We start from the raw sequence: 24228 nt of genomic DNA, 5'->3' as shown, positions 1-24228 counted from the left end.
TAGCCACAAAGCAGGCCGATCTTTAACATGACACCAAATATTAGGCTTAAGTGTTATCTAGCTCAACAACGGATTAAAACAATCTTACAAGTTTTACTAATAATTAATACTTTTACGATTATGATCAGATTAAACAATGATACGCCCAACGATATTCTCCAAGATGTAAAAATTGGCGATATGGTAACCGATACTTTTAGCAAAACGGGGTTGGTAGAAAATATAGAGATTAGCGACGATGGCCTATACCGGGTTTACGCGTTTCATCTCGTTACCGGAAGAACCATTACTGTTAAAAAGTAAAAAGCGCTAAAAAAATGAAAATTAACCACGACCTGTCCCGATTTTCGGGAGATAAAAAGGATAGACACAGATAATATTAAAATCAGTGTTTATCTGTGTGCATCCGTGTTAAAAGCTACATTTAATCACATTACTAAGCCCTAACCAAATGTCATTACTTATCCTACTCTTCGGCATCCTGTTGCTTTTCGTACTGATCTTAAAAAAGATCAATCCAATGATTGCCCTAATTGCTGTGGCAATTATTACAGGTCTTTTATTGGGAATGCCTGCCACAAAGGTAATGACCTCTATCGGCAATGGTATAGGCAGTACGCTGGGCAGCATGGTAATGGTTTTGGCACTCGGTGCGATGATGGGCAAATTAATTGAAGATAGCGGATCGGCAAAAAAGATCGTTTTCATATTGATCGGGGCTTTCGGGAAAAAGAACATTCAATGGGCCGTGCTGTTAACAGGTTTATTGGTGGGAATTCCTTTGTTTTATAATGCTGGTTTTGTGGTGTTAATCCCTTTGGTTTTCGCCATTTCAGCCACAACAGGACTATCAAAATTATACGTCGGCATCCCGATGGCCACAGCCCTTTCGGTAACACATGGTTTTTTACCGCCCCACCCTGGCCCGGTTGCTTTAGCTGGTATTTTCCATGCCGATATTGGTAAAACATTAATTTACGGCTTAACTTTAAGCATACCTATTGCGGTTATTGCCGGAATCTATTTCCCACAGTTGATTCTTAAACGCGATAAATCAGTAACTGTTCAGCACTTCAGTATCAACGAAGAAGAAAACCTTCCTTCTGCTTCAAGGAGTTTCATTACTGCATTGCTACCTGTATTTTTAATCATCGCCGGAACCATAGGAAGCAGCTTCAAAATCGATTATATTGGTAAACCGCTGTTTATATTTTTAGCCGATCCTACCGCTGCCTTATTAATTTCGGTTATTATTGCTTTAGCGGTTCAAAAAACTTCCATAACAAAAGCAATGGAATCGTGCGCTGAAGGGGTTAAAAGTATTGCCATGATTATCTTAATCATTGCAGCAGGCGGCGCCTTTAAACAGATTTTGATCGATAGTGGTATGGGCGAAACCGTAAAACAACTTACCGGCGGCTTAAATTTATCGCCGTTATTACTGGCATGGTTAATCACCGCATCACTTAGGGTAACCCTGGGTTCAGCCACAGTGGCCGCACTCACCGCATCAGGTATGGTGTTGCCTTTAATTGGCCCCGGAACACCTCCAGAGTTAATGGTATTATCAGTCGGCGCAGGGAGTTTAATGTTTTCTCACGTAAACGATACAGGTTTCTGGATGTTTAAAGAATACTTTAACCTAAGCCTAAAAGAAACTTTTAGCACCTGGACCATAATGGAAAGCCTGGTTTCTGTTTTAGGGCTTATTGGCGTGTTGGTGCTGAATCGAGTTATTTAAAAAATTTAAAACAAAACAAACATTATCAATATCTTAAGAACTCATATTTTACTAAAAAAATTAGCATTTATTTGCTTTTGACACTTAAATTGTTTATTTTTGTATCGTAATACATTGAATAATCCATGATTTCATATCAGTTCGATAAAGACAAAGCTAACGCAGCACTGTTATATATTTCAAGAGAAATATCTGATTCGGATGGTATGTCCGATAAATATGCAGCACTTAAGATTCTTTACTTTGCAGAGAAGAAGCACTTGGTTGAGTTTGGTAGACTGATCACAAATGATCGATTTGCCGCACTGAAATTTGGCCCCGTTCCTTCTAGCAGTTACGACCTACTGGATTATGGAGCTTCCTTTACACAAATAGATAACAAAAAAGTTATTCCTAACGAAGAACCAAATCTGAAAAAGCTTTCGAAAAGCGACATTTTATGCCTGGATGAATCAATCAAGGAAAATAAAGAGCTGACATTCGGAGAATTAAAGAAAAAATCGCACGACAAAGCGTATCATAATGCGTTCGATAATGGCATCCAGTGGCTCTCAATAGAAGATATTGCCACTCAAGAAGGGGCTGACCCAAGCTTGATTGGCTATATTAAAGAATACTATCAGGCAGTTAATTTCTCAAAATGCCTAACCAACTAACCGAATTCTTTTCTGAAGAATATAGAAGAAAACACGCTGCAGAACTCGTTGTAGCTGATTCCATAATCATTATTAAGATTCCAGAATTCAATATTAACCATGAGAAATATATTGCTCTGCTTACCTCCTCGATCCAAGGCGATGAGTTTTCTGCTGTTTGTATAAACACTAATCCATCTCCTAGAAATAATCACGTAATTATTGATCCGAATGAGTACCATTTCCTCGATCACCTTAGTCACATCGACTGTGGATTTATTGTCGCTTTTTCAAAAGAATATTTAAAGGATTTACTTTTTCGGGAACCACATAGGTATAAGGGATCTATATCTGAAGCAGCCTATATTGACATTATGTTAAAAGTAAGCCAATCAGTAACTATTACTGATGAACAGCGAGAGAAATTCAACTTATAATGTAAAAACATTTGATATTATTTTTTATTGCTAGCCTGTTTCTATTTTAGGGCTTGTTGGTGTGTTGGTGCTGAATCAGTTTGTGTAAGGAAGATAGCGTTGTAAACTTTTAATCGCCATGTCGCTAGTAAGTTGACAACGCTTATCAAGCGCTTATCCTCCATTACACTTTGCTCCAGTCGGGATGACGACCTATCACTTGTATTATTTTTGGAAAGCAATTGCAGGAGCTTTTAGGTTAAAACAGTCCCGCTCCCGCTTCTGCCAATTGGAAGGAATTGGCATCCCGCTCAGATCGGGTTTAGAAACCTTAAACAGTACTTCTATCCAGGGTAAAATAAACCCGACCGACAGCGTTATCCTGTCCTTCACAGGATTAAGCAAAGGGCGGGACTAGCGGAACAGAAGCACCACAGACACTGCTTTCCAAAAAAATGGTCAAATCTATAGATCCCTCCATTTCGCTGCGCTTTCAGTCGGGATGACGAATTGTTCCATTAATTCTTCACCCTGTTCTTTTCTGCGTCGGCACCAGAAGACTCGTGTTTAGCCGGTGAAGAAAAAGCTTTACCAAAACGATAACTATAACTCAGAACAAAGTTCCTTGAGTCTTGCTTGTTTTTCCAATTGGCTTCTGTGTTTGCCAGATTATTGATTATACCATTATAAATCCGGGTTCTAAAAATATCGTTAGCGGTTAATTTCAATGTACTTTTTGTAGAGAGCTTTTTCTGCACCGCTGCACCGAACTCATGTACTTCACCCAATAAAAACTGTACATTAGATAGTTTACTCTGGTAACTCATGTTTACCTCAACATTCCACGTCGGACTGATTTTAAATTGCACATTCGGGTTTGCCCTAAAGTAACTTCCATTGGTAACCAAAAATCCTGTATAAAAATCAGTCTTCGAAACTATTTTCGCGAATTCCATGTAGCTATTCAGCTTAACCCATTTGGTGAGGTCGATCTCTGCATTTACCGAAACATTGGCCACTCTTGTTTTGCCCACATTTGCTGGCCTGCTATAATAGGTGCCATTTAAAATTTCGATGGTTTCGTTCACCTCATCTCTCACCCAGCTGTAACCAAAAGTGGTGGTAATCTTATTTTTATAAGTATGAGAAAGTTCGATACTTTGGGTAAATGAAGGCTTTAAAAAAGGATTGCCAACATAATAAGTAAACTTATCCAAAGGAGAAAAGAATGGATTAAGGTCCTGATAATAAGGACGATCAACCCTTCTTCCATAATTCAGTCCCAGTTGATTGTTCCCTGCAGTATCGAGTTTGTAGGAGAAATAAAGCGTTGGAAATAAACTATTATAGGTTCTTTTAAAACTCGAATCGGGTTTGATCAGATTGCCCAACTGATGCCCGTTAGAAACCGTGTTTTCGTACCTCAAGCCAGCCTGGAGCGAAAACCGCTTTCCTTCCCGGCTCATATTCAGATAAACTGCATTGATGTTTTCTTCATATAAAAAGTGGTTGCTCTTTTCATAATCAGCACTGGTTTTTCCGCTTGCGGTATTAAAGTAATCTGCAATATTATCCGTTTTGGTATAAGCAGTTTTAACACCCGCATCAAGCTTCCACTTATTTTCCAGTGGATGTGAATAATCCATTTTAGCGGTATAGATATCAATATTTGAAGGCAGGTTACCTGTTAAAATATCCTGGTATTTTAAGGCTCCACTGGGCAGGTAACTGAAGTTGTAGTAAGTTTGATCGGTTTGATTTCGGTAAAGCAGATAATCCGCATCAAAGGTTAATTCTCGTCCTGCCTGCTTAAATTTGTGCCTGTAATTTAAATTTACACCCGCATTTTGGTATTTGATCTGATCGATATTTTCGGCCCTGATGACCGAATCCAATTGCATCGAAGCATTGGATAAATTACTGGTATTGTTGTTTACCTGTTTCGAAATCCGGTTCATTCCGGTAAGTACCACGCCCCAGGTTGTGCGGTCTGATGCATAATAATCAAGCCCTGTTTTCAAATTAAAAGTATTGCCATGCCTGCGGAAATAAGAATTTTGATTAAAGTAGGATTTGGCACTACCATCGTCATTTTTATATTTCCGGTTCAGATCAAGATCGGTAAAACTGTTATTTAGGTTATAACTCAGGTTACCAAAAACGTTGATCTTATCTTTACGGTAATTAAAATTGAAACTGTTGTTCGAGCGACTTAATTCGCCTTGATTTAAACTGAGATTAATCCCTCCATTAAACCCAGCAATTTTGGTTTTCTTGGTTTTGATATTAATTACCCCTCCATTTCCCGCAGCATCGTACTTGGCAGGTGGATTGGTCATCAGTTCAATCTGGTCAAGCGAAGAGGAAGGCAACGAACGCAGGTAATTATCCAGATCGGCACCCGATAAATAGGTTGGTTTATCATCAATAAAAATAGCCACCCCACTCTTGCCTTTGAGCGAGATTACCCCATTCTGATCTACATTTACCCCGGGCGATTTACTCAGCACATCCAGTGCGGTTGTGCCTGCATTGGAGATCAAAGCATCAACGTTAACTACAGTACGATCAATCTTTCGTTCTACAAAAGCCTTTTGCCCCGAAATATTTACCTCTTTTAAATTGGTTGCCCCAGTTTTGATCTTGATGACGGCCAAATTGATCACAGCGCGATCGGCGGTTAAAACCAAGGTATCGGTTTGATAAATAGGCGAGCCTACAACCGATACCTTGATGAGGTATTTTCCATAGCTGAGCTTATCAAAGCTAAACAGTCCATCCTTTTCGGTGAAGGTTGTTTTAACCAACACCGAATCTTTAAGCAGTGCAGCTGTGGCAAATTCTATATTTCTTCCATCGGCATCCAATACACGACCGTAAATTCTGGATTGAGGAGTTTGAGCTTGAGCAAAGGTAAGGGCAATATTCATCCATACGGCTAAAAAAGCCATGAGTTTAAATTTCATGATGTGAATTGGGTTAGCGCTTTTAGAACTTAGTTTTTATTGTTTTCGATCAGGAAATTATACATCAGCGAATGATTTTCATTTTTCAAAAATCTTTGCTTGTATTTTTTCTGTACATCAGCATTTTGTTTTACGCCATTTACAATTAAATCGTCTTTATTGAGTTTGTACGACAATTTATTGGTGCTGGTAATGATGCCGTCTTTCATCAATTGCTGATTGATTTCGTTGGTATAATCGTGACCATCTCCGTTGGCTACAGTTTTCGAAGTAACCGTTCGCTGTACGCCTGTTCTGGTACTTGTTTTTGGGTTATATACAGGGGGTGTTGGAGGCGTAGGTGGATTGGTTGGAGCTGACGGAACCGAAGGCAACGGTGGTGCCGGCGGTACAGCATATGCAGCGCGGAGTGCCCTTGGTGCTCTAGGTGGGCGCGGCGGACGTGGCGATCTTGGTACACGGTTTCCTCTACCCTCTTTATCATCCTGAGTCCATTTAGCGTCTTCCTTTGCCCATTTATCAACCACTTTTGTCCACTTGGCATCTTCTTTTGCCCATTTGGCGTCTTCCTTGGCTAATTTAGCATCTTCTTTTGCAAGTTTCTCGTCTGCGATACGGAGTTTTTCATCTGCAATTCTAGCTTTGGCGTCTTCATTCCGCATTCGCTCATCCCCTATTGCCTTTCTAACATCGTCTTTTCTGGCTTGCTGATCGGCAATTCTTGCTTTTACATCTTCTGCTGTTTCGCTGTCCTTGCTTTTTTCGTTTAACTGTTTCAATTGACGATCCATTTTCGAATTGATCTCCTTTTCTAATTGATCGGCAGATTTCCCTTCAACAGGTTTAGATTTTTTCGCTGTATCCTGTAAAACTTGTATTGAAGTAGATATTTTTTTCCCGGTAACTGTTTTTGCATTGCCCACGCTTTTAAAGGCGGCACTGCAGACCACAACCGATACCAGGGCGATGGTTAATATTGTCTTTTCCATTTTGTTTAAAGTTGAATTGGTGTTGAATAACATCCTGCTTGCTCTATGCAGCAGGCTACCTTTCTTACCCGTTATCGCCATGGCATAAGCAGGTGCACGCTGCTTAAACTCCTGACAGAATATGAGGGCCTGAACGTAGTTTTTGCGATCGCTTACACAGGCAATGGCCAAATCATCACAGCAATGTTCGCGTTCTGTTTTTATTAATTGTGATACCCAAAGTACCGCTGGGTTAAAGAAGAAAACAATTTCGATAAAACTTTGTAATAGGTTTACCAGGTAATCTTTGCGTTTAATGTGGGCCAGTTCGTGAGAAAGAATAGCCTCAACTTCTGCATTTGACAGGCCGGTAAGCAAACCTAAAGGAACCAGAATTAAGGGTTTAAAATGCCCCACAACCATTGGTGCCTGCGCAATACCTGATTGCATAATTTTAACCGGTTGACTTAAACCTAATTTTTCGGCTAGCATAGCTAACTTTTCATCCCATTTTTTACCAGCAGCATAGGTTTTATATTTACGCAAATGATATACACCATTTAAACCTACCATTAACTGAATGCTTTTTCCGCATATAATTAAAAACCAGATCAGTACAATCTGATAAGCATAGGCATTCCATAAAGAAAGAATTTTGTTCAGTCCCGAATACATATCATGCTGAACGTTTGCAATTACAGGTTGATCGGTAGCCCCGCTTGGGAGATTAATTGTGACCTGGCCGGCTATAGAACCTACAGGCTTTTGCAGTTCTTTGTAAAAGGTGAAGAATATAGCCACAACAAACAAGGCCAAACATATGGTGAGGAGGTTATAACGCATTGCCGCGCTAGCTTTTCGGGTAGTAAACATAACCAAACCAGCAAGCAAGGCCAATATTACCCCAAGCCACAGCGAGTGGAATAAAGTAGCACCAAGGGCATGAAGCCAGTTTTCGGGTAAAAGGTTAATTAACTTAAATTCCATCATTGTGGTTCTTTAGAATCTGTTATTATTAATTATTCCATGCTATCCAATAGCCGCTTTATCTCTTCTATTTCCTGTTTAGAGGTTTTTTCGTTACCCAGAAGCTGCATCATTAACTGCGAGGCAGATCCTTTATATAAGGTATTAACAAAACGGTCTAACAACTGTACTTTGGTTTTCTCTTCAGCCTCAACAGGAATATAAATGTGCTTCATTTGGCTTTCATCACGTTTTAATATTCCTTTTTCGGTTAAGATCTGCATCTGCTTTAAAGTTGAGGTATAATTCACCTCCCGCTGTTCGTTCAATTTATCGTTTACAAACCGAACTGTAGATGGCCCGAATTCCCATAATACCTGAAGAATTTCTAATTCAGCTTTAGTAGGTTCAGGCAGATTATTTTCAGTTTGATTACTTTTCATACACTAAAGGTACGATGTTTTTCGTACGATACAAATATTATGTTAATTATTTTTGAAAAAATAAAGTAAATAACTAATTATCAATTATTTAAATAACATTCCAAAATCCATCTCATATCGGATTATAGAAAAAAATCGAGATAAGCTAAACTACTGATCTCAACAATCTATCTATATAATTCTTAAGGATTGGAGTTATTAAATATTAAGTGAATCAATACGCTCAATCTGTCCGGCTATTTGATGATTTAAACTATACATGAAATTTTACATCAAAAAAATAAAAATATACGATATACATGAAACTTTTATTATTTTTACTAAAACATTAAGATATACATGAAATTCATAAATCGACCTATATATTCCAACTTGATTATTCCGTTTATTAACAAACAAGTAATAAAAGTACTTACTGGTCAAAGGCGTGTAGGCAAAAGTTATGTTATGCTTCAGTTGATGGAAAATATCAAGGCCACAGATAGCAATGCTAATATCGTATATATCAATATGGAGGTGGATGATTTTTCGCACATTAAAACTCACGAAGATTTATCTGCTTATCTTAAAGACAAATTTCCATCAAATAAAAAAAACTATTTGTTTATCGATGAGGTTCAAGAAATAAAAGAATTTGAACGCACATTACGCAGCTTATTGGCAAAAAATACATGCGACATATATTGTACTGGCAGCAATGCAAATATGCTTTCAGGCGAGCTTGCTACTTATCTATCAGGCAGATACATGGCTTTTCAGATCCATGCTCTAAGTTTTCTCGAATTTCTTGAGTTTCATCAGCTTGAAAATAAGTCAGAGTCGCTTATTCTTTATCTTAAATATGGAGGAATGCCTTTTTTACCCAATATTGGGTTACAAGAAAACTTGCCTTACGAGTATCTTCGAAGTGTATATTCAACAATTCTACTAAAAGATGTAGTTGCTAGAGAAAACATCCGCAATGTATCTTTTCTAGAGAATCTTGTGACTTATCTTGCAGATAACATGGGCAGTTTATTCTCAGCAAACAATATCAGTAAATACCTTAAATCTCAAAAAGTTGACATTTCTACTCAGCTTACAATAAATTATTTACGCGCATTAAGCAATACTTTTTTTGTTCATAAGGTTCAACGGTCTGAAGTAGGTGGGCTTAAAATCTTCGAAATAGGAGAAAAATATTATTTCGAAGATTTGGGCCTCCGCAATTCCATTATCGGCTTTAATCAATTGGCAGACATTCATAAACTTATGGAAAATGCAGTTTACTTATATTTAAGACAGCATAGTTTTAAAGTTTTTGTTGGTAAACTTGGTGACAATGAAATTGATTTTGTTGCCGAAAAAAACGGTAATAAAGTATATGTGCAAGTTTGTCTGACCATTCACAATGAAAATACCGCAACAAGAGAGTTTGGAAATCTCTTAAAAATAGAAGACAACTATCCAAAATATGTGATTACTTTGAATGATCTTATTATTGGGCAGAACTATGAAGGCATTATACAAAAAAACCTGCTCGAGTTCCTTTCAGAGCGGCTCGATGCCTAATCATAAAGCAACAGATTCAACTTTAATTCTTGGGTGCAAATTATAGAAGACTTTAAGTTGCTTATAGCAATTTGCATCCGTGGAAAAATACAGTATCTCAGACAACAACTACGCTTTAAGTTGTTTAATTACTGCGATAATATCCTCTTCTCCATATTTTGCGGCCGCATCTCTGAAAGTATTTAGTGCTGTTTTAGCCAGAGGTGATGAAATCCCTTCGGCTTACGACACGTAAATTTCATCTGGGCGATCACCAGGTTTCGATGATCATTAACGGTGCTGAGAAGGAAATTTCACACTTTGAATTAACGGCTTAGTTTGGATTTTAATTCATCAAGCAAAGCGACCTGCTTTTCGTTGATATGTTTAATGGCATTATTGTAGGCAAACCATTCGGCCTTGTCTATTTCAGCAAAACTTTGCTTTTTACCCGATCGCGGCGGCCATTCTATTTCGAAAGTATTACTAACAATTGTAGAAGAATCAAGATCTCCTTCCACAGCCCAGCACAATACTTTTTTACCTCCCTTTTGCACAACGGGAGTTAATTCAATGAAATCGCCGGTTAAGCTTTGACCTGTCTCCTCTTTAAATTCGCGGACTGCAGCTGTTAAAGCTTCTTCACCGTCATTTAGTTCCCCTTTGGGCACTGTCCAAAAGCCAATATCTTTTTTGGCAAAGAACGGTCCACCCGGATGAACCAGAAAAAATTCTACCTGCTGATCTTTTCTTCTAAAGAGCAATATTCCGGCACTTTGTTTCATAAGGGTAAGGTAAGGATTGTATGCATGGAAGTCAAGTTTTAAAAACTTGACTTCTTTAAAACTCATTAAAAAAGCAGCCAGGTTTTTTAAGTCCTGGCTGCTTTATATAATCTGGTATGATGAGATTTTATTGGAGGCGTTTTACAACAACCCGTACAACCCGTGAGCGTAATTCCTTAATGAAGATGATACCGTCTTCATCTTTTCAGGAGATGGGCCTTTCACTTTATAGGCTTCTGGATGAAGTTCTAAAGGTTGTTCGTTAATTTGTTCTAATGTGTTTCTATTGCTTAATGTAGCATGTTGTTCTTCGCTTAATTTTAAAGGTGCCATGATCTTGAAATTTATACTAGAACAACAGGATTATCTGGAATAAGTTTGCTGTTTTTTGTTAATTTTTTAAAATTATTTTTCAAGATTCGAAATCCAGTTTTCGGTATTCGAAATTTTAACTGCCACGGCCGAAGCAACGATTTTTAGTACCCCTCCTGCATTAATATCTTCTTGTGTGATAAAGTTCTTTTTGAAAGGCTTTCCGTTAAGAAAAACGGCCTTGATATATTTGTACAAGCCGCCAAGAATTACGACCCAGCCATTTTCAAAAAAAGGCATAAAAAAACCGTCCAAATGTAAAATTAGGACGGCTGTGAAATAATTTTATCTTATTATTTAATGTTAACCGGAACAGAAATTTTATCCCATTCTAAAGCGAATCCGCTTTTGGTAATTTTATAAACCAAACGTTCTTGTGTAGCTTTTAAGGCTTTGGTTTTAACATCAACACGCAAAGCATCTTTAGCTTCTTCGTATTTGTAAGCACCCCACTGTTTTGGTTCTTTGTTAAAAATAGCTGTCCAGGTTCCGTTTTCTTTGGGGATTAAAAAGAAGCTGTATTTACCTGCGGCCAAAGGTTTACCTTCAACTACGATATCTTTATCCGTTTCGAAAGTAGTAGCCTCGTTTGCACCTGCACGCCATACTTTATCAAAGGCTTCTAAACCGCCCCAGATTTTACGTCCTTTTACGGCAGGGCTGCTGTAATTGATAGTAATGGTTGCACCTTTAACTTTTCCTGTCACTGTAGCAGCAGGACTTGGTTTAGGCTGCGCATCTTGTGCCATTGCGCTTACAGAAATAGTAATTGCTGTAAATAGCAACGCGATTGATTTAATCATCGTTTTCATAGTATTATATTTATCTGTTTTTGTTGTTTTTGATTTTACGAATTTATGGCTTTAGGTTGATAAAAACTATAATCCTAGTGTCTAAAAAATTGTGCAGATTTTACTGTTTTTTGAATTCATTTCTCAGGTATAGACCAAACCGCTTTATTTCTTTCTTCCAATAAATCTGATTACTGAGCCCAGGCCGTTATGAAACAAACCCTCATTCAGTTCAATTTCTTTTTCTTCAAGCGCAAGAATCTCATAATTTTCGAAATCAGTTCTTATTTCCTCGATCGAAAATAGCATATCGATTTCTTTTGGTCCACCAACTTTTTCGTTTTTGGCAAGATAATCAAGATGTTTCTTGCTAAAAGCTTCGAAAATAAGCAAACCGCCCTTGCGTAAATAATTGCGCAGTGTTTTGTGGTAAGTTGATTTAATCGACGATGGAAAGTGTGCAAAAATTAAGGCAATGGCATCAAACTGTTCAGCTTTATAGTTCAGCTCCTGAAGTTCGCCCACCTGGTAATCAATGCTAACATTATTGTTCTCTGCGAGTTGAAGTGCTTTGTTCTTTCCTTCCATACTGATATCAAAGGCCGAAACCTTCCAACCGAGTTTAGCTGCAAAAACAGCATTTCGGCCTTCGCCTTCTGCCGGAAAAAGTATTGTTCCGGTATCGAGCTGCATCAACTGTTCTTTTAAATAGTTATTCGGTTGTTCGCCATAAGCAAACTCATCGGCACTGTATCGGTCATTCCATCGATCGACCCAAGCTTTGTTCATATTTAGGGTTATCTATTTTGTCGAAAATAAAGGTATTAAATTTTAGGCTTGCACTCGGGGAGCAAATATCTGCTCCACGTAAAAATTAAGTTTATCTGTCGGCTACGTTTTTTGGGCTAGAAAACAAGAGGCCAATTACCGAGAACATAATTACTGCTGCTGCGCCGATTACATTGAGCCAAAGGAATGAGACAATATCGAACTCATATACAGCTACAACTGCAATTTCGGATAAGATCGCCGCAATAAATACGATAGGTCCGTTTATCTTTTTAAAATAAAATGCCACCAGGAAAATACCCAGGATTGGTCCATAGAAAAGTGAACCCAATACGTTAACGGCTTCGATTAGCGAGCCCATCTGTGTAGCAAACATGGCAACAGCTATCGAAAAAATGCCCCAGGCCAAAGTATGCAAACGGCTATATTTCAGTTCAGTCTCGTCGTCTACTTCTTTTTTGCCAAAAATGAGGTGTACATCTTTTAACGAACAGGCCGCAAGCGAATTCAGCGCTGCAGAAATAGATCCCCAACTGGCCAAAAAGATGACCGCGAAAAGCAGACCGATCATCCCAACCGGAAGAGTATTCTTTACAAAGTACAAAAAGATATAATTGGTATCGGTTTTCTCTGCGTTATAATTCGATTTGTTTATTGCCTCTTCTACCCTGCCGTGCAGTTCTTTCACCTGCTTTTGAGTTGATTTAAAATTTTCTATCGAAGAATTTAAAGATGGTAATTGCTTTTCTTTTTCTACAAGGATATTTTTTGATTGCTGGTTAAATTTCTGCGCTAAAGCGTTATGTTCTTTTTCGAAAGCTGCCGCTTGTTGAGGCTGAGTTTCTTTTAAGTACTGATAGGAGCGTTCATTGAAATAAATCGGTGCGGGCTTTAGTGAGAAGAAAGCAAACAATAATGCACCGATTAACAGGATAGCAAACTGCATCGGGATTTTAACCAGTCCATTCAACAGTAAGCCCATTTTTGCATTGGTATTGTCTTTCGCAGTAATGTATCTTCCCACCTGGCTCTGATCTGTCCCGAAGTAAGAAAGCGCGAGAAAAAAACCTCCGATTAAACCACTCCAGATATTGTATTTATCCTTCCAGTCGAATTCGGTGGTAATTACATTTAATTTACCCGATTTCCCGGCAAGGTAAAGCGCATCTTTAAACCCGATTCCATTAGGCATATGCTGTACCAAAAGATATCCGGCAAAGGCCATTGTTCCTAAAATGATCAAAAACTGCAGTTTCTGTGTGTGTGCAATTGCTTTTGCACCACCAACATAGGTATAAATCAACAAAATCCCTCCGGTAAGTACGTTGGTTAAATAAATATTCCAGTTTAAAACGCTCGAGAGGATAATACTTGGTGCATAAATGCTGATCCCTGTCGATAATCCCCGCGAAAACAGAAACAGCAACGAAGTTAAAACCCTTGTTTTTTTATCGAAACGGTTTTCCAAATATTCGTATGCGGTATATACATTCAACCGCTGAAAAATCGGGATGAAAGTAATGCAAATAACAATCATTGCCAACGGCAGACCAAAATAATACTGCACGAAGCGCATGCCATCGGTATAAGCCTGTCCTGGTGCTGATAAAAAAGTAATAGCACTGGCCTGCGTAGCCATAATACCCAATAGCACAATGTACCAGGGCATTTTGTTATCGGCCTTTAAATAGGAAGCATTGCTTTTTTGCCCACGACCAATAAAAACACCATAGGTTACCACAGCAAGCAAAGTAAATATCAGTACCGCCCAATCGATATTACTCATGCCCAGAATTTAGTAAACAGGTAATAAAATACAATCTGAAATACCAGCGCCAAAGCGAGTAAAATATACCAGGTATTCCAGTTTTTGAATTGATTTTTCATTTTTAAGGACAACATTCCGAAAAATTAGACACAAATAATAACTACATTCAAAAGTTCTTGATTCGTTATACTTTGTTAACCTCATCTTCAAAAAATGATGAAATTGTTTTAATATTTGTCTTGCCGATCTTTTCTATCATCAATAAATCTTGATCTCCAGTTAACAAGAAGTCAGCTTTTCCATCAACAGCGAGCGAAAGTAAAAAATTGTCCTTTGCATCTCGACAAATTTCAATTTTAGATTTGACTACAATGAATTTTCCGTATTTCATCTATAGTTTCAAGTAATTCTTCAATGTCTGTTTGCGCAAAATAACGCCTAAACTTTGGGCGCTTAACAACTTCAAGAAATTCTTCTAATAGTTCTTGGCTAAAGATTAAAATGCTCTTTTTCGAGAAAATTATTTCATCAAGCTTGGAAAAATCTTTTGAGATTAGAAAGCTAATCCAAAGATTAGTATCGAGAATTATCCTACTTTTCAGATTTTGCATAACGTTTAGATCTAACCAACTCTACTTCATTTGTTATATCTTCGAATGTAGGGATGGTTTGAGATTTAGAACGTAGTTTTTTCAATACCTCTGCAAATCCATTTTTGGAAACATCTTGAATAGCAATAAGTTTTAAAGCAGCTAAGTCTTTCAATAATTTAGTAGCTTTTGGGTTTAATATGTTAATTCGCATAGTGTCCATATATCAAATTTAAATAAAAGAAACCAATTTTCATTGTTTGGGGCCTTTAGTTATCGTCTATTTCCCAGCCGATAAAAAGTTAAAGAACAATCTGGCTGCACCTACATTTCCGGCAGGCAATTGTCTGAAAAAAGCTAATGGTGTATAAATAAAATTCCCTTTGCCATATTTTGCATACAAGGTCGATCCTTGAAGCGGTTCTTCATCGGTATCGTGCATCTCGAAAAGCGGTTCGTATTTGGCATCCCATTTATCAGGGAAATAAGCACCGCGCTCCTGCACCCATCCATTAAAATCGTCAGCAGTAATTTTATTTGGGTAGTTTAACAGTTTATGTTCAGGTTTTAAAAATTTAACTTCTGCATTTTCTTCGGTCACCCTTTTACCACTGATGCTGAACGGATAAACACCAAAATCCTGTAGTGCCATATCTTGTGTGGTATTGTACTGCATCACAATGGTTCCACCGTTTTCTACGTAACCGCGCAAAGCAGTTTGCCAGTTTTTAATTCTTTTTTCGGTATTGATTACCCTTACTCCTGTTACCACGGCATCGTAACTTGCCAGTTTTGCTGAGTTCAGGATATCTGCTTCTGTTAATACATCAACCTGCAAACCTGCCTGTCTTAAAAACTCAGGGATCAGATCTCCGGCCCCTTCAATATACCCAACTTTTTTCGCCAGCACCTTTACGTCTCCTTTAATCAACCAGGTTGTGGCCGGAACAAAATACTGTAGGGTGGGCAAATGAGGATACTGAATTAATACCTGGCCTTTTGAATATTCATTCGCTTCTGATGAGAAAACAGCTTCTAATTTATTCTGGCTGGTTTTAATTTTGGCTAAATCTTCAACCGGGAGGAGGAAATTCATCGTATTGATGGAATTCTCTGCCAGGTTGATCCCTTGGAAGGTTTTCACTACCTGGTTGCCGATCTTGAAACTTATCTTACCATAATTGATATTTTTATTGGCCTTCAAACGAAGGCTAACATTTAAAGCTTCTTTTTCTTTAGCGAAATAAACTGGCTCGCTAAAACTTAAATCGAGTGCAGGGATGATCCTGAGGGCTTCTACAACATCACCTTTAACAGGATCTAATTTTTTATAAGATAAAGGCAATCTGATTTCAAATTTTTCCGATTCTATTTTTAGCGACAACAGCACATTAACAGGCGATTGCATTTCCGGAAGCCCGATTAAAGTATCATTAGCTACGCTGAATGTTGCCGCATCTTTTGCAGGCTTAGCTAACCAATAAGGTTCAGTAAGTGCCGCATCAGCAGGAATCTGAATCTTGCGTTCAATGGTAATCAGCGAGTCGTTAGCGAGTGCTCTATTTAAATTATCTGTCTGGTTTAACCAATTCACACTTTCAATGGTAACAGGAGTAGCCGATCTTGAAATTAAGTTTAAACGGAAATTATAACTATTGCCGACAATTGCTTCAGGTTGATTGGTTACCACTTCGCCCATAAAACCTACGCTGCTTAAAATGATGTTATCGATAGCCGCAAGTTTATCTTTTCTCAAGGCTGCATCTTGCAATTCAGCAATTCTCTTTCTCAGCATCAACAGTCCGTGCAGGCTCTTATCGGGTTGGTTATAATTGAAAGATAACAGGATAATATCGATCAGTTCGTCAATATCGCCTATACCTTTGTCTGACCAGTTAAGGCTTAAGCCATCGAACAAAGTTCTTTTAGCAGGATCGCCTAAAACATTTGTAAAATAATCGGAACGTACACCGGCCACCGACTGTGTTCCCGCTCCCTGGCTTTTGTGTAAACTTCGGCTTAATCCTGCCAATTCACCATAACCCATTCCCAATTGTGCGTCGTATTGCCCAACGGTTGCCTTTAATTGATTTTCGGCTGTGGTATTTACCGAACCAAACCTAAAGGTGTTCCACAATAGTCTTTTTGGTTGCCAAACAGATACATATTTAAGCTGGTTTGGAAACATATTTTTATCGGCAGCAGCCTTAAATGCCTTCTCTGCAACAACAGCAGAAGCAGCATGTTGTCCGTGACCCGCAGCAGCAGTTGGCGGGAAACGGCAGATAATTACATCCGGCCTAAATTTTCTGATCACCCAAACTACATCGGCGGTAATGCTATCAGCATCCCACTGTTTAAAAGTATCGTTGGTATTTTTAGAGAAGCCGAAATCGATTGCCCTGGTGAAAAATTGTTGCGCACCGTCCAATCTACGGGCTTCCAAAAGTTCGTGTGTTCTGATCAGGCCTAAGGCCGCACCTTGTTCGGTGCCCAAAAGGTTTTGTCCGCCATCTCCCCTGGTAAGCGACAAATAAGCTGTTTCTACGTTTTGATCGTTGATTAACCAAGATAATAAACCAGTATTCTCATCATCGGGGTGAGCAGCCAGATATAAAACTTTCGGAAGGTGTTTTAACGTTTTTATCTCTCTATAAATTTCAGAAGATTTGGCTGGGCGTACTTGTTGAGCAGCACAAAAAACTGCTGGAAAGCAAAATATGAATATTGCGGTTAGTCTCTTAAACATAGAATTTGTTTTGCAAAAACCAAATATGCTCAAAAAGCTTTTACTTTAATGCTTTGGAAACGAAAAAGGTACAAAATAAGTCGGGAATCTAAAGTCTAAAGCTTAAAGACCAAAGCCGTTTATTTTTTCCACGCCATCCGTGGCCTGTGTCCCCACAGACCACTCATTTCTATATCCTTTTCGTTCTGTGAGGACACAGACCGAGGAAGAAAAATCATTTAATCCCTACCCGTGGTCTGTGTCCCCGCAGACCACTCCTTTCTTTTGCAAAGCCAATTTGTAATATTTATCCTTTCGTTCTGTGGGGACACAGACCGAGGAAAGAAAGTTGTTTATTTTATCCACCTCATCATCTTTCAACCCGTGGTCTGTGTCCCCACAGACCACTCCTTTCTTTTGCAAAGCCAATTTGTAATATTTATCCTTTCGTTCTGTGGGGACACAGACCGAGGAAAGAAAGTTGTTTATTTTATCCACCTCATCATCTTTCGATATTTTTATCCTTAATATTGCAGCATAAATTTTACCTATGAATGGCATGGTGCTCATCATCGATGATGAAAAGAAAATCTGCAGTTTACTTTCCAGGATTATAGAATTAGAGGGCTTTAAAACCCTACAGGCCAATACTGGAAAAGAAGGCCTTAAATTGCTTAAAAATAACGATGTAAGCATTGTAATCAGCGATGTTAAACTACCTGATGTTAATGGAGTAGCACTGGTTAAGGATATTAAAGCCATAAAATCTTATGTCGAAATTATAAACCTTACCGCTTACGGTACCATTGCCGATGGCGTTTTGGCGATTAAAAACGGGGCATTTGATTATCTGGTAAAAGGCGATGATAACGACAAGATTATTCCGCTTTTGTACAAGGCGATGGATAAATCAAATCTGCAGCGCAGGGTTTCCGATCTGGAAAACAAAATTGCTAAAAAACACAGCTTCGAAACCATAATCGGTCAATCAAAAGCTTTAAAGGAAGCGATTGATCTGGCTAAGAAAGTAAGCGTAACCGATACTACTGTTTTGCTATTGGGCGAAACAGGAACTGGAAAGGAAGTTTTTGCTCAATCTATCCATTACGAAAGCCCAAGGGGTGCAAAACCATTTGTGGCCTTAAATTGCAGCGGTTTTAGCCCTGATTTACTGGAAAGCGAATTATTCGGATACAAAGCCGGGGCTTTTACAGGCGCCAATAAAGACAAGAAAGGACTATTGGAAGAGGCTAACGGCGGTACATTATTACTGGATGAAATCGGTGAGATGAACCTCGATTTACAGGCCAAGCTATTGCGTGTACTCGAAAGCCAGACTTTTATCAAAGTGGGCGATACCCAAACACAACAGGTAAACGTTCGGATTTTAGCCGCCACAAATAAAGATTTAAAAGCCGATGCAGCCTCTGGAAAATTCCGCTCCGATCTTTATTATCGGCTTTCGGTTTTCACCATTACCTTACCGCCGTTACGCGATCGGAAAGCCGACATCCCGGCATTGGCTAAGTTTTATCTGAAAGAATTTGCCGATAAGGTAAACCGATCAGCGCCAAAAATGGATGATAAAATTTCATCAATATTGAGCGATCATAGCTGGAAAGGAAATATCCGGGAACTTAAAAATGTGATCGAACGTTTGGTAATCCTGTCGGATGGAGATACCTTAAGCGCTACCGCTTTACCTCCTGAATTTTTTGAATTTGCACCGATAGAAAACGATTATAATCTACAACAGATAGAAAAGCAACACATTCAAAAAGTACTCATCCATACCAAAGGGAATAAAACAGAAACCTCGCGATTACTGGGGATCGGTTTAACCACACTTTACCGTAAAATAGAAGAGTACCAAATTAAGGAAATTTAAAGGCTGGAAGGTAGGGGGCCGGAAGGTTAAAGGTAAAAGTTGGAAAGTTTACAGGCTGGAAGTTGTAAAATTTTCTCTTGCTGACAGAAAAACCAATCTTTTAGTTGAAAGGCTGCCAACCTACCCATAAGATTAGGCCAACAAGCGTTGAATTGCTTATCGTCTCAAACGATTAAATCGTATTATTATTTATGCACTCGTTTGGAAACGAGCGCAAGCATAGAATGTTGTAAAATTGCAAATTTTTCGTCTCCAATCTCATATCTAACGTCTCATATCTAACATTTCAAATCTCACAATCGCTATGCGCCAAACCTAATCCATTTATCACCTTCGTGGCCAAAGATAAAAGAACCCGGGTGTAACATTTCGGCGATATCTTCTATTAGCGAAACGGCATTTTCAGCTGTTCTTTCGCGGTTGACATCGTCATTCAATAAAATAATTCTGTTGTTTTGCACCGCTTGCCAATCGGTATTTAATGCCGCAGGTACTTCTCTCATTAAATCGGTTAAAGTTTTACCCGGCTGATAGTAAATAATAAAAACAGCGCTTAGTATGTCAGTCGCTATCATTCCACCTGCCAGCGAAATTTCTTCTGATAAAAAATATTCCGGATTGTTGCTCGTATCTAAGCAGGCTACAGGCATTTTATCCATAAACTTAATCTTGTGCTCCACTAAATCTAAACGTTCCTGTAATTCTTCTTGGTGAGCAGCATCGAGGCCGATAAATAAATCGTTTAAAAAAGACATCTGCATTAAATTTATTAATTTGTGCAAAAATAACATTCCTGATCGCATGCGAGGCTCATTTAATTATATATTTTGGTTTTTTTGTGTAAGCTTATTCTTTTCATGTAAGGAAAATGCTGATCATCAGGACAAAAAAGTCTTTAATATTAATCTCGATCAGGGTTTAACCTCTATTGATCCGGCCTTTGCGCGCAACCAGAATGCGATCTGGATGACCAACCAGATTTTTAATGGTTTGGTACAGATCGATTCATCCTTGCAAACACTGCCCTGTATAGCCAAAAGCTGGCAGGTTTCGGAAGATGCTTTAACTTACACTTTTAACCTGCGTAATGATGTTTACTTTCATGATGATCCTATTTTTAAAAATGGCAAAGGCCGCAAAGTAACTGCAAGTGATTTTGTATATAGTTTTTATCGTTTAATCGATCCAAAGGTCGCCTCATCGGGCGGGTGGATTTTTAGTGATAAAGTGAAGGATAAGCATAATTTTATCGCGTTAAATGATTCTACTTTCCAGATCAAACTGGTGCGTCCTTTCCCACCCTTTATGAGTTTACTCACTACACAATACTGCTCTGTTGTACCCAAAGAAGTTGTAGAACATTATGGTAAGGATTTCAGAAGTCATCCTGTTGGCACCGGCCCTTTTAAATTTAAATACTGGAAAGAAGGTGAAATATTAGTGCTTTTAAAAAACGAGCATTATTTTGAAAAAGATGCCAAAGGAATGGCATTACCCTACCTTGATGCTGTAAAAGCCAGCTTCATCACCGATAAACAAAGTGGTTTCATGAGTTTCCTGAAAAAGGATCTGGATTTCTACTATAATGTTGACGGCAGTTACCGCGACGATATCCTGACCAAAAGCGGAAAAATGACCTCGAAGTACAAAGGAAAATTTACATTAACCAAAAGCCCATACCTGTGTACCGAGTATGTAGGTATATTGGTTGATACCAATCTTTCGATTGTGAAGAAATCGCCATTGCGCTTAAAAAAAATCAGGCAGGCCATTAATTATTCAATCGATCGCGACAGATTGATTAAATACCTAAGAAATGGCATTGGCATAGCGGCAACATCTGGTTTCATTCCTAAAGGCATGCCTGGTTTTGATAGCCTCGCTGTAAAGGGATATGCCTATAACCCAAAACTTGCTGCTAAACTTTTAGAGCAAGCTGGTTTCCCAGAAGGGAAAGGTATGGGAGAAGTAACTCTAAATACAACGACAACTTACAAAGACCTGATCGAATTTATTCAGGGCGAACTTACTGCAATAGGTATTAAAGTTAAAATTGATGTAAGCCCAAGTGCCAGCTTAAGGGATTTAATGTCGAAAAACAGCGTAAACTTTTTCCGTGGTTCCTGGCTGGCCGATTATGGCGATGGAGAGAATTTCTTATCCATGTTTTACTCAAAAAATAAAGTCCCTTATGGACCAAATTACACTGCTTTTTACAATAAAGAATTCGATCAGCTGTTTGAGAAAAGCTATTATGAAACCGATAAAGAAAAACGCTTTGAGCTGTACCGCAAAATGGATCAGATGGTAATGGATTTTGCTCCTGTTGTTCCGCTTTTCTACGATCAATCTGTAGTGATGCTTCAAAACAACATTTCAGGTTATTCCTTTAATCCACAGAGTTTAATGATTTTGAAACGGATCAAAAAGAAATAGAAAAATCGTCAACTTAAACGTTGTCAGTCTGAGCCTGTCGAAGACCTTTAACAATCTACAATAAATAAATATTGTCCTCCAACAAGCAACCATTGATAGATTCCAAAAGAAAGGTCGTCATTGCGAGGAGGAACGACGAAGCAATCTTTCATGTTAATGATCTATGCGATAAAGATTGCTTCGTCGGCTGAAAAAGCCTTCTCGCAATGACGATGCCTCGCAGCCTAGAATTCCCTAAAATCCTCTGTTACTTATATTAGTTTTTATACTATAAATTAGTCCTCAGGATGACAGTGCGCTTTGTTTTTGCTTTACTAAAAAATATTTACTTCTTATCCATTAACTTCCTTTTAAGAAAATCGGCCATTGCCTCACTCACCTTTAAACCATTAGAAAACTTCATCCAATGATGGGTATCATCAGGAATGGCCAGAAATTCAAAATCAAACTTCTTATCTTCAAAACGCTTGGCAAGGTCAACACTCTGAGTAAAAGCAACATTCCTATCATCATCAGCATGTATAATCAATGTTGGCGATGTCCACGTGTTGATGTAACTCACCGGAGATGATGATGTGGCTACCCTGGCGGCCAGCGCAGCATCTGGGGCAGGTTCCTTTCCTTCGGTTCCTGGATTACTAAACCTATAATTTACGCCATGGATATCTACTCCAGCTGCAAATAATTTAGAATCTTTTCCAAGTGCCAGCGCAGTTAAGTAGCCACCATATGAACCTCCATAAATGCCGATTTTATTTTTATTGATATCCTTCTGATTCGCTAACCATTCGCCTGCAGCCTTTATATCCTGATATTCTGCTGCTCCCTGTGGCCCGGCATTTAAAGGTTTATGAAAATCAAAACCATAACCAGTACCCAAACGGTAATTTACAGCTAAAACCTTAAACCCCATATTCACCAGGTACTGGTTTAAAGCATAATCAATTGAATAATAATCCATCGGGTTCCAACCCAAAAACATTTGCCGTTGAGGGCCACCATGAACATATACGATTGCTGACTTGTTTTTAGCTGCTTTTTTTGGAGAAAACAATTGTCCATATACAGTATGGCCATCGGGTGCCTTAAAATTTACATGTTTTGGAATTACCATTTCTTTGATGGGAAAATCGTTAGGGATAAGTGATTCGCCGATGAGTTTAACTGCCTTTTCATCATTTAGCACAGCTGGTAAAAGCGGCCTTGCTGCTGTAGAACTTAAACAGAAAAAAGTACGGTTATCTCCAGAAATTACGGGATAGGCTTCAATACCTTGGCCAAAACTCAATGCCTCCACGTTTGCCTTATTTACTGCTACTTTGTAAATATGCCTCCTATCTAAATCATCGGGTTCTTTACCTGTGTTTGCTGCAAAAACCAATGTCTTTTTATCGTTGCTCAGTTTAACGTTTTCAACAGCAAAATTACCTGGGGTAAGCAATAAACGGCCTGATCCATCAGGATTAATAGCATACAAGTGCGGCCAACCGTCCTCATATGAAGTGAATATTATCTTACCATCGGCCCATTGCAAATTGGCACCGCCATCAATTGAAGGATAAGAGCCCCTGATCGTTTCGGGAGCTTTCCAGATCTGTTTTCCTTCTCCAGTATTTACGTTAACCGTCCAGATAGCCCAAGGTTGATGTTTTCGCGTTAAAATCGAATCCGTTTCTATACCTGTTCCTGCTGTGCGGATAAAAGCAATCGCATTGCCGTCTGGTGACCAAACCGGTGCATTATCTTTAGAAAAAGATGGCAATAACCACTGTATCGCCGTTTGCTGACCGGTATAAATACCTATAAAAGAATGATCTGTGCGGTTGGAAACAAACACAATCTTCTTCCCATCCGGCGACCATTTGTAACCTGAGTTGATGCTTTTTGCGTAAAACAGGTTTTTTGCCGGAGACGATCCATCAATCGGGGCTACCATCACCTGACCTGCTTTGCTAAACAGCACCTGTTCGCAGTTTGGTGAAATAATGGGGTTATCGCCTTCACCTATTGCAATAACTTTTCCACCGCCAAAAGGCACAGCAAATACCTGTATTTTTGGTGCAATTGGAGATGAGTTTGCGTTAACCGGTCCGCCATCTCTTCCACCATGATCGCCGCCACGTACAAATACAATCCATTTGCCATTTGCAGAAATAGATAAACTGGTTAATTCCTGCCCATCATCATCATTATAATCTGTATTTTTTATTGCTTTATAATCAGGCGCTTCAGCAGTATAAATGTTTCTTTTTCCCTGTTCATTTGCGGCCCAAGCTATTTTAGAGCCAACGGGCGAGGCTACCAATTGTGTGGGAAAAGGATAACTTAAAACTGATTTCAGTGTAAAGTTCTGCGCAAAAATTTTAACGGTAGATATTAGTATAAGCAGTATAAACAGCGATTTTTTCATTGCTTG

At 38.7% G+C, this 24228-nt stretch carries 24 protein-coding genes; 8 read left to right on the top strand and 16 right to left on the bottom strand.

Annotated features, from left to right (window positions below; all coding sequences use genetic code 11):
* The first annotated feature begins 120 nt into the window (after positions 1 to 120).
* From AW17_RS09255 to AW17_RS09240, 4 genes are all read left to right on the top strand, one after another.
* On the top strand, positions 121 to 303 hold the full coding sequence (locus tag AW17_RS09255; RefSeq protein ID WP_029275851.1) for a hypothetical protein: 183 nt from the start codon (positions 121 to 123) through the stop codon (positions 301 to 303).
* A 148-nt stretch (positions 304 to 451) separates the two neighbouring features.
* On the top strand, positions 452 to 1741 hold the full coding sequence (locus tag AW17_RS09250; RefSeq protein ID WP_029275850.1) for a gluconate:H+ symporter: 1290 nt from the start codon (positions 452 to 454) through the stop codon (positions 1739 to 1741).
* Positions 1742 to 1866: 125 nt separating this feature from the next.
* Positions 1867 to 2397, top strand: coding sequence for a Panacea domain-containing protein (locus AW17_RS09245; protein ID WP_051691721.1), 531 nt, complete (start codon positions 1867 to 1869; stop codon positions 2395 to 2397).
* The gene (locus AW17_RS09240; protein WP_029275848.1) at positions 2382 to 2813 is read left to right on the top strand and encodes a hypothetical protein; all 432 of its coding nucleotides are present in this window, start codon (positions 2382 to 2384) and stop codon (positions 2811 to 2813) included. The genes AW17_RS09245 and AW17_RS09240 overlap by 16 nt, the downstream gene beginning before the upstream one ends.
* Before the next feature lie 497 nt (positions 2814 to 3310).
* On the opposite strand, the gene AW17_RS09230 is transcribed toward AW17_RS09240, so the two are convergent.
* Genes AW17_RS09230 through AW17_RS09220 form a run of 3 tightly spaced genes read right to left on the bottom strand, consistent with a single transcriptional unit; the run spans position 3311 to position 8135 of the window.
* Positions 3311 to 5758: a TonB-dependent receptor gene (locus AW17_RS09230; RefSeq protein ID WP_029275846.1), complete on the bottom strand. Its 2448-nt coding sequence runs from the start codon at positions 5756 to 5758 to the stop codon at positions 3311 to 3313.
* A gap of 29 nt (positions 5759 to 5787) precedes the next feature.
* Positions 5788 to 7713, bottom strand: a complete 1926-nt coding sequence (locus AW17_RS09225) for a M56 family metallopeptidase (RefSeq protein ID WP_029275845.1) — start codon at positions 7711 to 7713, stop codon at positions 5788 to 5790.
* Between the two features lie 32 nt (positions 7714 to 7745).
* On the bottom strand, positions 7746 to 8135 hold the full coding sequence (locus AW17_RS09220) for a BlaI/MecI/CopY family transcriptional regulator (RefSeq protein WP_029275844.1): 390 nt from the start codon (positions 8133 to 8135) through the stop codon (positions 7746 to 7748).
* Between the two features lie 339 nt (positions 8136 to 8474).
* On the opposite strand from AW17_RS09220, the gene AW17_RS09215 reads away from it, so the two are divergent.
* Positions 8475 to 9686: an ATP-binding protein gene (locus AW17_RS09215; RefSeq protein ID WP_029275843.1), complete on the top strand. Its 1212-nt coding sequence runs from the start codon at positions 8475 to 8477 to the stop codon at positions 9684 to 9686.
* A 79-nt stretch (positions 9687 to 9765) separates the two neighbouring features.
* A complete protein-coding gene (locus AW17_RS24425; RefSeq protein WP_167343655.1) occupies positions 9766 to 9921 on the top strand; it encodes a hypothetical protein in 156 nt (51 codons plus the stop codon).
* Between the two features lie 70 nt (positions 9922 to 9991).
* Here the strand turns inward: AW17_RS24425 and AW17_RS09210 are convergent, their stop codons facing one another.
* From AW17_RS09210 to AW17_RS09165, 11 genes are all read right to left on the bottom strand, one after another.
* Positions 9992 to 10450 (bottom strand): NUDIX hydrolase, encoded by a 459-nt coding sequence (locus tag AW17_RS09210; protein ID WP_029275842.1) that lies wholly within the window; start codon positions 10448 to 10450, stop codon positions 9992 to 9994.
* A gap of 141 nt (positions 10451 to 10591) precedes the next feature.
* A complete protein-coding gene (locus tag AW17_RS09205; protein WP_029275841.1) occupies positions 10592 to 10783 on the bottom strand; it encodes a hypothetical protein in 192 nt (63 codons plus the stop codon).
* Positions 10784 to 10855: 72 nt separating this feature from the next.
* On the bottom strand, positions 10856 to 11062 hold the full coding sequence (locus AW17_RS09200; protein ID WP_029275840.1) for a hypothetical protein: 207 nt from the start codon (positions 11060 to 11062) through the stop codon (positions 10856 to 10858).
* A 53-nt stretch (positions 11063 to 11115) separates the two neighbouring features.
* Positions 11116 to 11634 (bottom strand): DUF2911 domain-containing protein, encoded by a 519-nt coding sequence (locus AW17_RS09195; protein ID WP_029275839.1) that lies wholly within the window; start codon positions 11632 to 11634, stop codon positions 11116 to 11118.
* Between the two features lie 144 nt (positions 11635 to 11778).
* A complete protein-coding gene (locus AW17_RS09190) occupies positions 11779 to 12402 on the bottom strand; it encodes a class I SAM-dependent methyltransferase (protein WP_029275838.1) in 624 nt (207 codons plus the stop codon).
* Between the two features lie 91 nt (positions 12403 to 12493).
* Positions 12494 to 14188, bottom strand: coding sequence for a sodium:solute symporter family protein (locus tag AW17_RS09185; protein WP_029275837.1), 1695 nt, complete (start codon positions 14186 to 14188; stop codon positions 12494 to 12496).
* Positions 14189 to 14354: 166 nt separating this feature from the next.
* Complete coding sequence (locus AW17_RS24610; RefSeq protein ID WP_209444223.1) at positions 14355 to 14561, bottom strand: putative toxin-antitoxin system toxin component, PIN family; 207 nt, start codon at positions 14559 to 14561, stop codon at positions 14355 to 14357.
* Positions 14527 to 14781 (bottom strand): putative toxin-antitoxin system toxin component, PIN family, encoded by a 255-nt coding sequence (locus AW17_RS25370; protein ID WP_209444222.1) that lies wholly within the window; start codon positions 14779 to 14781, stop codon positions 14527 to 14529. Before AW17_RS25370 ends, AW17_RS24610 begins: the two co-directional genes overlap by 35 nt.
* Complete coding sequence (locus AW17_RS09175) at positions 14762 to 14983, bottom strand: hypothetical protein (protein ID WP_029275836.1); 222 nt, start codon at positions 14981 to 14983, stop codon at positions 14762 to 14764. Before AW17_RS09175 ends, AW17_RS25370 begins: the two co-directional genes overlap by 20 nt.
* 57 nt (positions 14984 to 15040) lie before the next feature.
* Positions 15041 to 17509: a PIG-L family deacetylase gene (locus tag AW17_RS09170; protein ID WP_029275835.1), complete on the bottom strand. Its 2469-nt coding sequence runs from the start codon at positions 17507 to 17509 to the stop codon at positions 15041 to 15043.
* Positions 17510 to 17734: 225 nt separating this feature from the next.
* Complete coding sequence (locus tag AW17_RS09165) at positions 17735 to 18049, bottom strand: hypothetical protein (protein WP_029275834.1); 315 nt, start codon at positions 18047 to 18049, stop codon at positions 17735 to 17737.
* Here AW17_RS09165 and AW17_RS09160 point away from each other — a divergent pair.
* Positions 18039 to 19376: a sigma-54-dependent transcriptional regulator gene (locus tag AW17_RS09160; RefSeq protein ID WP_029275833.1), complete on the top strand. Its 1338-nt coding sequence runs from the start codon at positions 18039 to 18041 to the stop codon at positions 19374 to 19376. The two genes, AW17_RS09165 and AW17_RS09160, sit on opposite strands and share 11 nt — an antisense overlap.
* A 302-nt stretch (positions 19377 to 19678) precedes the next feature.
* Here the strand turns inward: AW17_RS09160 and AW17_RS09155 are convergent, their stop codons facing one another.
* Positions 19679 to 20131, bottom strand: a complete 453-nt coding sequence (locus AW17_RS09155; protein WP_029275832.1) for a substrate-binding domain-containing protein — start codon at positions 20129 to 20131, stop codon at positions 19679 to 19681.
* Between the two features lie 46 nt (positions 20132 to 20177).
* Here AW17_RS09155 and AW17_RS09150 point away from each other — a divergent pair, with 46 nt between their 5' ends.
* Positions 20178 to 21812 (top strand): ABC transporter substrate-binding protein, encoded by a 1635-nt coding sequence (locus tag AW17_RS09150; protein WP_029275831.1) that lies wholly within the window; start codon positions 20178 to 20180, stop codon positions 21810 to 21812.
* A gap of 325 nt (positions 21813 to 22137) precedes the next feature.
* Here AW17_RS09150 and AW17_RS09145 read toward each other — a convergent pair whose 3' ends face one another.
* Positions 22138 to 24222 carry a S9 family peptidase gene (locus AW17_RS09145; protein WP_029275830.1) on the bottom strand — a complete coding sequence of 695 codons (2085 nt, stop codon included), beginning with the start codon at positions 24220 to 24222 and terminating at the stop codon, positions 22138 to 22140.
* Positions 24223 to 24228 lie beyond the last annotated feature (6 nt).

The sequence above is a fragment of the Pedobacter borealis DSM 19626 genome (assembly GCF_000708285.2).
Lineage (GTDB): Bacteria > Bacteroidota > Bacteroidia > Sphingobacteriales > Sphingobacteriaceae > Pedobacter > Pedobacter borealis.
This window is presented reverse-complemented; position numbering and strand designations above follow the sequence as displayed.